At 43.0% G+C, this 12,233-nt stretch carries 8 protein-coding genes and 1 pseudogene; 4 read left to right on the top strand and 5 right to left on the bottom strand.

The window, feature by feature from the left end:
* Positions 1-270: 270 nt before the first annotated feature.
* The 4 genes and pseudogenes from LEP1GSC060_RS15730 to LEP1GSC060_RS15715 all read right to left on the bottom strand — a co-directional run bounded on the left by LEP1GSC060_RS15730 (position 271) and on the right by LEP1GSC060_RS15715 (position 6,113).
* Positions 271-1,067, bottom strand: a pseudogene (locus LEP1GSC060_RS15730) (histone deacetylase).
* Positions 1,068-1,250: 183 nt separating this feature from the next.
* A complete protein-coding gene (locus LEP1GSC060_RS15725) occupies positions 1,251-2,102 on the bottom strand; it encodes an alpha/beta fold hydrolase (RefSeq protein WP_003007786.1) in 852 nt (283 codons plus the stop codon).
* A 154-nt stretch (positions 2,103-2,256) separates the two neighbouring features.
* Positions 2,257-5,010 carry a DNA polymerase I gene (gene polA, locus LEP1GSC060_RS15720; RefSeq protein WP_003007780.1) on the bottom strand — a complete coding sequence of 918 codons (2,754 nt, stop codon included), beginning with the start codon at positions 5,008-5,010 and terminating at the stop codon, positions 2,257-2,259.
* Entirely contained in the window at positions 5,007-6,113 is a 1,107-nt protein-coding gene (locus tag LEP1GSC060_RS15715; RefSeq protein ID WP_003007788.1) for a glycosyltransferase, read from the bottom strand. Before LEP1GSC060_RS15715 ends, polA begins: the two co-directional genes overlap by 4 nt.
* Positions 6,114-6,234: 121 nt before the next feature.
* Between LEP1GSC060_RS15715 and LEP1GSC060_RS15710 the strand changes: the two genes are divergently transcribed.
* The 4 genes from LEP1GSC060_RS15710 (at position 6,235) to LEP1GSC060_RS15690 (ending at position 11,635) form a co-directional block, all read left to right on the top strand.
* A complete protein-coding gene (locus LEP1GSC060_RS15710; RefSeq protein ID WP_003007782.1) occupies positions 6,235-7,011 on the top strand; it encodes a class II glutamine amidotransferase in 777 nt (258 codons plus the stop codon).
* Positions 7,012-7,108: 97 nt separating this feature from the next.
* On the top strand, positions 7,109-8,530 hold the full coding sequence (locus LEP1GSC060_RS15705; RefSeq protein ID WP_003007778.1) for an MDR/zinc-dependent alcohol dehydrogenase-like family protein: 1,422 nt from the start codon (positions 7,109-7,111) through the stop codon (positions 8,528-8,530).
* A complete protein-coding gene (locus LEP1GSC060_RS15700; RefSeq protein ID WP_036096788.1) occupies positions 8,523-10,991 on the top strand; it encodes a hypothetical protein in 2,469 nt (822 codons plus the stop codon). Before LEP1GSC060_RS15705 ends, LEP1GSC060_RS15700 begins: the two co-directional genes overlap by 8 nt.
* A gap of 248 nt (positions 10,992-11,239) precedes the next feature.
* Complete coding sequence (locus tag LEP1GSC060_RS15690; protein WP_003007766.1) at positions 11,240-11,635, top strand: YfeK family protein; 396 nt, start codon at positions 11,240-11,242, stop codon at positions 11,633-11,635.
* A 315-nt stretch (positions 11,636-11,950) separates the two neighbouring features.
* Here the strand turns inward: LEP1GSC060_RS15690 and LEP1GSC060_RS19665 are convergent.
* Positions 11,951-12,233: DUF1564 family protein (locus tag LEP1GSC060_RS19665; RefSeq protein WP_155119707.1), on the bottom strand; the 283-nt coding region annotated here is incomplete at its 5' end.

Here is a 12,233-nt window from a genome sequence, read left to right as displayed (position 1 = left end):
GAACCGATGAACTCCGTTTTTGATGAAATGAAAGCCGAACTTTTAAAACATCGGCTACCTGTCATTCCAAATAGAACCTTCAATAGAAAACATAAAGTTCGAAAACGTAAGTTTGAAATCTATTACGGCAGAGTCTCTTAAATTGACAGCATTGACTCATAGGGAGTGAGATTGAGTTAAACCTCGAACGACCCAGGTAACTAAAGTGGCACTGCTCCCGATGGGTCGCAGCGCCAGGGAGTGAGATTGAGTTAAACCTCGAACGACCCGTTATGATTTCGTAACACTCAATTTGATCGTGTCTAAGATCTTGGCGACTTTTTTATCGAACTTCTTATTGAAGACGAAAACGTTCAAAGTTTTCTTTACTAGGTGTATCATTTCAACGGCCTTCCATTCTAGGTGTTTTTATGATTTTGAATTTTACCGGAATGAAGATAAGTTGAAATTTCGCGAATAGATCGTTTTTAAAATCCCTTCTTAGAGCGATAAACAAAGCCTGAGCTTCCGGAGTTAGGAAATGAAATTTTTTCGAAAATAAAACGGCATCGTGAAAGTATTCGGGACGAATTACCGCGCCGTTCAATCGAAGAGACAAAATTAAAAATCCGATAAAGTCTGAAATCTGATGAAAAATTCCGAGCCCCGGAACGTCTTGTCCGGGATACAGACGACATTTATCCATAGATAGGGACTTCGGATGACGTGTCTGCAACCAATTGACGACGAGATATTTCTCCTTAAAGAAGTAATCGTTGATTTCCAACCTGTATTCTTGAATACTCAAACGAAGATGTAATAAAATTTCCTTATCGGAAATTAAAGCCAGTCTTTGAAAATCTTGGCCCATACCTGAAATTTCAAGTTGGATTTTTATGATAACCCTTCTTCCGAATTTCAGGAAGAACTCCGGTGATTTCGAGCAACTCCAAAATATTCTCTCTCTTTAAGGAATTAAAAAGATCACCCTCTTGAAACGAAAAGATCGAATCGTCAACGGAGCCTGTTAAAAATTCGTCATATACAAAATCAAAAAATCTAGGGTTATTATAGCTCGACTTAGCCATGTGAAGAATCGAAGACTTTTAAAACGAAATCTTCCCGATTTATCAATATCTTTCATTACTTCTTTTTTCAAGGAGAATCCCTATATGGAAAAAGAATGATTCAAAATCGGGACGGAGACCGATCACGATCTTGCGGCGTATCCAAAATTCAACGTTTTGTTTCTATTGGCGTTTGACGGATTCTTATAAGACGAATTTCAAAACTAAATTCGGAGCTTCTACTTGAGGATAATGGCCGATCCCCGGAAGTTCTACAATGTCCGCGGAGGAAGAAAGTTCTTTGTATCGTTTTACAAGATGGGCGCCGCTTACCGGATCTTCCATACCGTTGATCATACGAATCGGAATCGGAGAATCGAGTATCGCACCTACCCAACGTTCTCGGTTTGTTTTTCTCTCTTGAATGTATCGAATCAGTTTATGAGCGATTTTAGTTCCACCGTCCGAAGCGACCAATTCCCAGAACCGATCGAGTTCTTCAAGACTCGGTTTTGTGTTCGTTCCGAAAACCGCGGAAAAACTTTTCTGAAAAGACTTACGGTTCATAAGTTGCGAAAGAATCCATCCCAGAGGGCTATGTAAAAGTTTTTGTATGAATCTGGGTCTATGCGATTCCGGAAAAATTCCGCCGTTAAGTAAAGTGATCGCTTTGATATTCAGACCGTTTTCTCCCGAATTCTTTCGATCGATAAAACGAGCGAGTAATTCCTGAGCGACCGTGTCTCCTAAATCATGCGCAAGAATTTTCACTTCTTGGATCCCTTTGTCGCTTAACAATTTTTCGATCATGTCCGCCTGTAAAAAAATCGTATAATCGATTTTGGGTTTGGATGAAAATCCGAATCCGAGCAAATCGCAAGCGATTAACCTTCTGCTTTTAGAAAGAGGTCGCCAAATTTTTTCCCAATCAAACGAGGCGGTTGGAAAACCGTGAATCAAAAGTAGATTTTCTCCGTTGCCCTCTTCCTTTAAAAAAATTTTCCGATTTTGATACGAAACATAAGAACCAGTCCGCTTCCATTCTTCCAAAGTCATAGAGTCTCCGTTTAACGACTATTATACGCACGAAAACATTTTTTTTACGGAATAAATCGATCCGTGATTTTCTCAAATTTTCCAATGGAAATCCGTTTTTTTAAACCGGCAAATTGCAGAATGCTCTCCATGGATCGCACTCTATGACAAAACTCTAATGCGCCTCGTCCCAGTTGACTCCGAACTTTCCTTCCACAAGAATCGGAAGATCCAATGGCATTGCGGTTTCCATGTATTTTTTCATGGACGTTTTGAATTCATCCTTTTCCTTTTTGTGGACTTCGAAAACCAATTCGTCGTGAACCTGTAATAACATTCTGGATTTATAATGTTTTTTCTCGATATCTTCGTGAATCTTAATCATCGCGATTTTGATCATGTCCGCGCTCGTTCCCTGGATCGGGCTGTTGATCGCGATCCTTTTTGCGGCTTCTTTTGCGGACTTGTGAGTGCTGTTGATATCGACCACGGGACGACGACGTCCGGTTAACGTTTGAACGTAACCGTTCTTTTCGGCGAACTCCACCATAGAGTCCATATAACTTTTCACTCCGGGATACTGTGTCATATAACGTTCGATAAACGATTTGGCTTCGTCTCTCGGAATTCTAAGATTGCGGCTGAGTCCGTAGGGAGTCACTCCGTAGATCACCGAAAAGTTGACCACCTTGGCTTTGTCTCTCATTTCGTGTGTGACTTCTTTTTCGGGAACTCCGTACAATGCGGCTGCGGTTCTTTTGTGAATATCGATTCCGTGATTGTATGCGTCGAGCATCGCAGGGTCTTTGGATATGTGCGCCATGATTCTAAGTTCGATCTGAGAATAATCCAAGCTTAGAATTTCGTAGTCGTTCGATCCGACCACAAATCCCTTACGGAGAAGTCTGCCTTCTCGATCTCGAATCGGAATGTTTTGTAAGTTCGGATCCGTGGAAGACAATCTTCCGGTCGCCGCGATCGTTTGGTTGTAACTCGTATGAATTCTTCCCGTATTCGGATTGACCATCTTAGGAAGAGCGTCCACATACGTGGACTTGAGTTTGGTATACTTTCTGTATTCCAAAAGTTTTTCGACGATCGGATGTTCTCCGACAAGTTCTTCTAAAACCTCGTGATCCGTGGAATAACCCGTCTGAGTTTTTTTCACGGTTTTCAATTTGAGATCGTCGAAAAGAATTTTCTGAAGTTCCTTCGTAGAAGCGATGTTAAACGGCCCGCCCGCTTGTCTGTGGATTTCGGATTCCAAATGACGGATCTCTCGATCGAAGTCGCGAGCCAATTCTTGGAAGTAGGGAACGTCCAAGGTGATACCCGTTTTTTCCATTTTTGCAAGGACGGAAATCAAAGGCATTTCCATATCGCGGAGGATCGGTTCCACTCCCGATTCCTTAATCGACTTTCTCAGAATTTGATACAGACGGAACGTAACGTCCGCGTCTTCGGCGGCGTAAACTGCGACTTGTTCCGGATCGATGTCGGCCAGTTCTTTCTTTTTCTTTCCCGTGCCGACGAGATCGCCGTAAGTGATCGTATCGTAGTTCAAAAGATCCTTTGCAAGATCGTCCATATTATGACGTCTTCCTTCGGGTCTGAGAACGTACGAAGCGAGCATCGTATCGAATTGAATATTGTTTAACACAAAACCATGATTTTCTAATACGATTAGATCGTATTTGATGTTCTGTCCCACTTTCGGAACCTGGCCGGACAATACGGGACCCAGATGTTCCCGAACCTCTTCCAAACTCAGCGATTTGTCCTGAAATAAGGAAGCGTTGTTTTTAACGGAAACGTAAAAGCCGGTTTTTTCCTGATTGGAAAAAGAAATTCCGAGCAATTCCGCCATAACGGGGTTAGGCGAAGTGGTTTCCGTGTCGACCGAAAGAATCCTGGACTTTAAAAGTCCTCTGCAAATTTTTGAAAGTTCCTCCGCCGAAGTGATCAGTTTATACGTTCCTTTTTCGCCTGCGGGAATCGTTTTGGTTTCCTGTGCGTCGGCGGAAACTTCCGCGTCCTTTGGAACTTCTTTTCCCGCGGACTTAGCGAGATCCTTGGAAAGAACGTTATAACCTTGGGATTTAAAATAAAGAATCGCTTGATCGGATTTGTAATCGGGAGTTTCGATATCCTTTTCGGTGATTGCCAATTCAAGATCTCTTCGAATTGTCGCGAGTTGTTTGGAGAGATAGGCGTTTTCCTTTTGTTCGGCGAGTTTGGTTTTCATTCCGGGATTTTTGATCTTGTCTAGATTCTTATAAACCCCGTCCAAGGTTTTATATTCTTGGAGAAGTTTGGAAGCTCCCTTGTCTCCGATTCCTTTTACGCCGGGAATATTATCCGAAGTGTCGCCGACGATTCCCATGTAATCCGTAATTTGTTTTACGTCTATACCCAACTCTTCCTTTACCCATGCGGAATCGATCTCGACGAACTCGGTGACTCCTTTTTTGCCGCGGAGCATCTTTATATTCTTCTTTTCTAATAATTGATATAAGTCCTTGTCTCCGGAAAAAATGAGAATCTCTTTTGCGGTCGCACGGTAATTTTCGCAGAGAGTACCGATGATGTCGTCCGCCTCGTGGCCTTCCATTTTCAAGACCTTAAAACCGATGTTCTCCAGGGTTTCCATCACCTCTTTGATCTGAGGGCGAAGGTCTTCCGGCATCGGTTTACGATTGGCCTTGTAATCCTCGAAGGTTTTTCCCCTTTCCAAAGGTCCGCCCGGATCGAAGGTCATCGCGACGTGAGTCGGCGCGTAATCCTGGAGGAGTTTAAAAAGCATTTTAAAAAAACCGAATGTAGCTCCGCTCGGTTTTCCGGTTATGGAATTGGTGAGATTGGAAGCGCCGAAGGCGTAATACGCCCTGAATACGAACGCGTGTCCGTCGATGATAAGAAGACGTTTCATTCTTTTTCTCCAAAAAGTGCTTCCCCTAAAAAGGAATAGTATGCGAGTTCCGTTTTGCGAATCGTGTTTTTGATGGAGAATCGTTTGACGGATTCTTTGTTAAAACTCCCGAACGTTTTCCTGAGTTTCGCGTCATTTATAAGAATTTCATAATATTTTGCGAGAGCTTCCGCATCTCCCACTTCCGCGAGAAAAGCGCCTTTTTCATGGGTTAACATTTCTCCGATTCCACCGCCTTTGGTCGCGACGATCGGAAGCCCCACGGCCATCGCGTCCAATATGGAAGTTCCAAGCCCTTCTTCCTTGGAGGTCAGAGTGAAAATATCGAAAAGAGAAAGGATATCGGGAACGTCCGTCCTATAACCCGTAAAAACAACTCTATCAGAGATTCCTAATGTGTTACAAAGGGTTTCCAATTCTTTTCTGAGTTCGCCTTCGCCGACGATAAAAACCTTGAAGTTTTTGGAAGAGTCGATTTTGGAAATCGCGTTCAAAAGAGTTTTCTGATCCTTGTGATCCACGAGCGCAGCTACGTTTCCGATCACGATCGTATCTTTTTTGATCGAAAATTCCTTTTTGTAACGAGCCGGATCGGGAAGTTTTTTGGCAAAAGAGAAATCGATTCCACTGTGAACGGTGACGGTTTTGGTTGGATCGACACCGTCCCTGAGTAGAATTTCTCGGATCTTGTCGGAAACCGTCAGAAAAAGATCGTTTCGTTTGGATTTGTATTTCCAAATCGAAAATAAGTTTTTCCGAATACTGAAATCGACTCGCCGGGAAACTATGAGTTTGATATCGGGAAGTTTTGATTTTGCGAACAAGGCGAGTGTGTGTGCCTTTGCCGTATGCGTATGAACGAGTTTGATTTTTTTTTCCTGAACCAACGCTCGAATCGCCTTGACCGACGCGAGATCCCATTCTCCTTTCATATCCAGCGCTAAAAAAGGGAGGTTATGGTCGGAACACCGTCCTTCCAGGGCCGATCCCGGTTTGCCCAGGATGAGTTGTGGAATCTTTCGCTTTTTGAGCCCCTCTGCCAGAAGCAGGAGTTGCCTTTCTCCACCCCTCCAACCTGTTTCCGTATCTATATGCAAAATCACCGGCTTAGTTTCCAGTTCCCTGTCATTTCTGCAAGGAATCCTTGAAAAATCACTGGACAGAAAACTTCTGTTTTTACGAAAATTGTTCTAATATATTAAACGATATTTGAGGAAGGATGGAATGTGTGAACTCCTAGGTATGAGCGCGAATGTCCCGACAGACATCTGCTTCAGTCTGACCGGTCTCGTACAAAGAGGGGGAAAAACCGGACCTCATAAGGATGGATGGGGAATTGCGTTTTACGAGGGAAGGGGGTTGCGAGTTTTTCATGACCCGGAACCCGGGGTAGAGTCCAAAATCGCTGCCTTCGTCCAAAAACTTCCGATCCAGAGCGAAACCGTAATCAGCCATATTCGCAAGGCAAATCGCGGAAAAGTAGAACTGAAAAACACCCACCCGTTCGTACGAGAATTTTGGGGTTCGTACTGGACCTTTGCCCACAACGGACAATTCAAAAAGATCAAGGAAGAATCGCTCGGCGATTTCCGACCGGTCGGGAGCACGGATTCGGAACACGCGTTCTGTTGGTTATTGGGAAAACTGAAACAGAAGTTCAAAAATCCTCCTGCAAAAAACGCGGAACTTTTCAAAACCACCGAATCCTTGATGTGGGAACTCCATCAAAAAGGAGTTTCCAACATCCTCTTAAGCGATTCCAGAAATCTTTACACATTCTGTTCCACAAAACTTTCCTGGATCACCCGAAAATCTCCCTTTGGAAAGGCTCGACTTGTGGACGCGGATCTCAGCGTGGACTTTCGAAAGGTCACGACGCCGGGAGATCGGGTCACCGTGATCGCGACTCGACCTCTTACTTCCAATGAAGAATGGACGATCTGCAAACCGGGGGAGTTTTCCGTTTGGAGAAAAGGTCGAATCGTATTTTCCAATCAGTGAGAATGGATTTGTCGGAATCCCTACAAATTCTACACTGACCGAAATTCTAAGGAACTTGAGTTCCCTCGGATTTTTTGTCTAACCAAGGGTAGATGTAATGAAAATTCAATTCTCAGCCATGGACTATCGTTCGGACGATACTTTTGAAAAAGCCGATTATCAGTTCGAAGGAAGTCTGGAAAAAGGTTGGGATATTTCCAGGAACGGAAAAGAATATCTGCACCTCGGTCCGGGTTATAAACTTTTAAAATCCAAACTTTGCGGAGTTTGTTCCACGGATCTTTCCAGACGATTTCTTCCTTTCCCCTTGCCGCAGGTGATCGGACACGAGGTGATTGCGGAAGACGTAGAACCTCAAGGCGGAATCCAACAAAAATACGTGGTCGAGATCAACGACACGTTTGAGGCCAGAGGAGAAATTCCTTCCGATGAATTTTGCGAAGAAGGAATTCCGTCCCACAGTCCCGAAAGAAAAGTTCTCGGAATCGACAGACTTCCGGGCGGATTTGGTCCTTATATTTTGGCTCCTCAAAACGCGGCCATTCCGTTTCAAAATATTTCGGATAAAACCGCGGTTTTGATCGAACCTTTCGCGGCTTCTTTGCAGGCAGTGATCGCTTCTCCGCCTAAAGATGGAGACGAAGTTGCGGTCCTTGGTCCGAGAAGATTGGGAAGTCTCGTCGTCGCAGCGTTAGTCGCCTTTCGAAACTCTTCCGGAATTCGATTTAAAATTTCAGCGCTTGCAAGACACGACCGTCTTTTAAAACTTTCTCTCAATCTCGGCGCGGACGAGGCAATTGATCTTAGAAAAGAAAACGTCGAATCTCTCCAAAATCGTTTTGCGATCGTCTACGATACGACGAGTACAACCGGCGGTTTTGAAAGTGCATTAAAATTTTCTAATAGAGAATTGCACCTCAAAACCACGAACGGTCAGGAAGTTTTCGGGGTTAAAAAACTCACCGAGTTGGTCGTCGATGAACTTTCGCTTTTAAAGTTCACCGATGAAAATCTAAACTTTCATTGGGAAAAAGAAAATCGTACAAACCGAACCGTTTACGTTGCGCCGAGCGTCGGCCTGATTTCTTTGCCGTCTCATTTTAAAGTATATTACGGAAGCGTTGAAGACGCGGAAAAAATCCTTCTTTCCGAAGATTTCCAGGGACACGTTCCGCGTTTCGATTTGGGAATCGCCGGAACCGTGGAAGAAATCGACTTTTTGATTCGCCCGAATTCTCGCCACGAAAATTCGCTCATCCGTCCTAGAAGTGCGATCCTTTTCAAAGGAGAATCCAAAGGAAATCATCTATTAGAATTTTTGAATGCTGGAAAGTCGATTCATTCCTCCCGATGCGGAGATTTTCGTCTTGCGATCAAACTCCTTCAGGAAAACAAAAAGGTTTCGGACGCTCTGGAAAAAAATATGATCACTCATTCTTTTTCTCCGGAAAATCTTTCTCAGGCGTTTACGATCGCTCACACGCCGGAAGCGATCAAAGTAGTGATCGAACATGCCTAATTTTAACAAGTTTAGGGAATTGGAAACTTCTCTCGGACCGAATCTGAAAGAAGGGGAGGAAGGAGTTTGGGATCTCGATTTAAGAAATCTTAGAATTTTCACCGGGCTTTCCATTCTTTCCAGAACCTTAGGCGAAGAAGTTTTCGATCAAGTTCAAAACGGAATCGGAGATGTTACGATTTTTTACAAGATCAATCCCAATATCAATAGCGAACTTTTGAATATGCATATCGGGTATATTCAAATTTATGCAAGAGCCGGGGTGTTAAAAGACATTCTTCTTTTTAAGGAGGAATTTCAGGATCATCTCCGAACCGTATTTGGAACTTTTCAGAGACAGGTCTGGGCCAAAAAAATTCATCCCGAGTTTTACGGAGGGGATCCTAAAAACTGTTCCGTGTATGCTTTGGTTTTTCCGTTTCATCACGCGAGTCCGAACGAAAACATAGACTATCAATTCATTTTGGAAAGGGTTCCGAATCAAAAAGAACCCGGAGAATTTTTCTTTCGGTTGACGGTCGAAAATTTCGATCGAGCCAACATAGATCTTACTGCGGTTCCTCACGTAATCGTGGACGATATAGATTCGCGGATTTTCATCGCGGGAAGCACCAAAATTGCGGAAGCTATCAACAACGGAATTTTAAGCGCGGCGCAACGCGGTGAAAAATCCTACGTGGAAGAAAACCGTTCCTTTTCCAGAGTTTTTGAACAAATCGAAAAAACTCCTCTCGGTAAATTGGATCAGATCAGTCTGTTCTGGGACAAAATGTTTTCGGACGAGATTGTTAAAACCGATCCGATCGAAACCCTTCCTTTGTTTAAAAAGATTTTTCTTGTATTAGAAGATCATGAAATTACAAAACATCTAAAAGAAGGTCTTACGGTTAAGGTTCGACTTACGGACGACATCACGGTTTTTATGGATCTTTCCAGACTGGATCGGGTTTTAAACTTCAGCTTCAACGCAAAAAGAACCACCCTGGATCTGAATCATTTTCTCAAACGAATGCCGATTTTGGAAAAAATCGCAAACGGGGAAAATCACAGTTTTGATTTGATAGGACTTAACGTTTTTCTAATACACCATATCACTTCCGAAATCGTGGCTTTGATTGAAACCTTCCGCAGACTAGGCTCCAAACGGCTCGTCGTAGCCTTCGTAAAATACGGAGGAGTGGTTCCGTCGGCTTATTTGGACGTTCTTCTCGACGTTCCCACCGATCATTTTTTTATGTCCGGTCTTCAATTGAAAGTGGGGCCTAAAAATAAAATCTATTATTCGGTTTCTCCTCTTTATAGCGATTCTTCCGAACTCAAAATTCTCTACGATCGATTGGAAGAGGAAAAGTTGGGTTTTTTTGACGCGATGAAACTTCTTTCCGGACATCTTTTTTTGAATTTTCTTTTGGATTCGTTTCAAAAAAAGGAAAGAACGATTTTAGTCGAAGACGGAGGTTACGTGGCGCCTTTTTTCAACGAGTTTGCTCTTTCCGGTAAGGACGTTGAATTTCTCTGCAAGGAATATTCCGTACAAAGAGAGGTTCCGAAAATAAAAGCGAGCGAATTTCTGAAACAAACGTTAGTCGGCACCGTAGAACACACTCGAAACGGATACGATAGACTCAAAGGCGTCCAAGATAAAAATCAAAAACTTTTTTTACCGGCTTTCTCCATTGCGATCTCCGATCAAAAAGTTAAGGAAGAATCCAAAGAGGTCGCGTACTCCATTCTCAACGCGATCGAAACGATCTTAAACGGACAAGGAATGATTCTTTCTTCCAGAAAGATTTTAATTCTAGGCGCAAAAGGAAACATCGGTTCTTTCTTATGTAAATATTTGGAATCCAGATTACACGAAACCAATCGGGACGTGATTCAAGTGGATCTCAAAGTTTCCAAAACGGAAAAACTCCGCTACGGAACGATCGATGAAATTCCAAGGGAAGAATTTCTTTCCAGGGATTTGATTTTGGGAGTCATAGGAACCTCGATCTTAAAACGGGAGCATTTCGAAGACTTGGTTCTCAACGGAACCAAATCTAAAATTCTAATCGTCTCCGGTTCTACAAAAACCGCGGAATACACGGATTGGATTGATTGGATTGATTGGATCGATAGGCTTTCTTTTTCGGAAGATAAGAAGATAGGGGCTTATCCGATCCGAATGGAGTTCGATCGGATTTTGGATCCTCAATCCGGTATCGATCAGGGCGGTAAGGTGACTTTCCTTTTTTCAAAAGACGGTAAAGAAATCGAAAAGACGTTCTTTTTGTTAAGCGACTTGAGTCCGATCAACTTTTTATTTTACGGGGTTCCTACCGAAGGAATGGATGCGATCATAGGACAACTTGCGTCGGCCGCTTTGGGTATGGCGGATCAATCCAAAAAAGGAAGGATGCTCGCTCCCGGACTTTATGCGGTGGATCATCAAATCGATTGTTGGGGAAATTCGATCTAAGATTGCGGAAACTTAGAAACTCTTAAATTCGATCGGAATTTTTTCGTTTTTTTTGCCCGAACCGAAAATTTCCGATCAAGTTGTAAGAACGGTTCCAAAATTTCCGGATTTGTTCAATGATTGTTGCATTAGAGTCGTTGAAAAATTAATTCTCCATTTATTTCTGTTGTATTGGTTTAAAGAGAGTTCGATTTTAATTTTTTTTTGGGACAAACTCAAAATGAAAACGCATTCAGGAAGCTTTATATATGAGTAATATGATATATTGTCTTGTTTTTTTATTTTCTTTTTCAATCGTTGCCGACGGCACGAGCGATTTTAGAAACGATTTAAATTTACTGATGGGGACGCTTGAATCCTGCGAATGTAAATTTATCCGAAACGGAGTCGAACACGATCCGAAAGAAGCCAGAGTTCACATGGAAAGAAAGTTAAAAGCGGCGGACGGAAGAATTCAAACGATCCCGGAGTTTATTGATTCTATCGGTTCCAAATCCAGCGTCTCCGGGAAATCGTATCTCGTAAAATTTGCGGACGGAAAAACGAAAGAATCCGGACCTTGGCTGAAAGAAAAATGGGAGGAGATCGTTCAAAGAAAGAACGCTCCCGTTAAGTCGTCGAACAAGAACAGAAAGAATGGATAGTCCCAAGCCAGTTTCACAGACAACATTGAGTTCAAGCGTGGTTCTTCGGCCTGCTAAGGCCGGATTCGCCCAGATTTTCAACCACCGAACTCACGCGATCTGATTCTTCTTTGAAATTTGGTAAATCAAGCCGGTTTATGTCCGGCTTGATTTTTAGATTTTAGAAACCTGGTTTGTGATCGGCTCTTTCCTTTGAATTTTACGGATCTAATTTTCTTTTTTGCTCAGAGTTCGTCCCAAATCTTTGGAATTGGGAATCCGTTAAAAGTTTGCGTTTTGATTTTAGGTCTACAGAGGGGCCGGATCCGCGCGTTTTTAGGATGGGAACCAGTCTCTATAATCCAATGTGTAAAAATAGGATGTGGGTCTGCACCTTAGTTTTCTTGTGACCTCGTTGTTTACCAGGTCGACGTGTAGAATATAACTGTAAGATCTGTGAAATGTGGGAACTCCCGCATTTACTGTATCCAAGATAGAATCTCCGACTCCGAGATCGTCCAACCAGAGCAGATAATTGAAAAGATAACAACGCGACACTCCATGAGTTTGCGCGAGCGCCCCAAACAGAGTCCAAGTCCCGGTTCTAACTCGGATATTC

This window comes from Leptospira weilii serovar Ranarum str. ICFT, assembly GCF_000332415.1.
In the GTDB taxonomy this organism is placed as follows: domain Bacteria; phylum Spirochaetota; class Leptospiria; order Leptospirales; family Leptospiraceae; genus Leptospira; species Leptospira weilii_A.
Note: the sequence above shows the minus strand (reverse complement) of the source record. Positions and strands in the feature narration are given on the sequence as shown.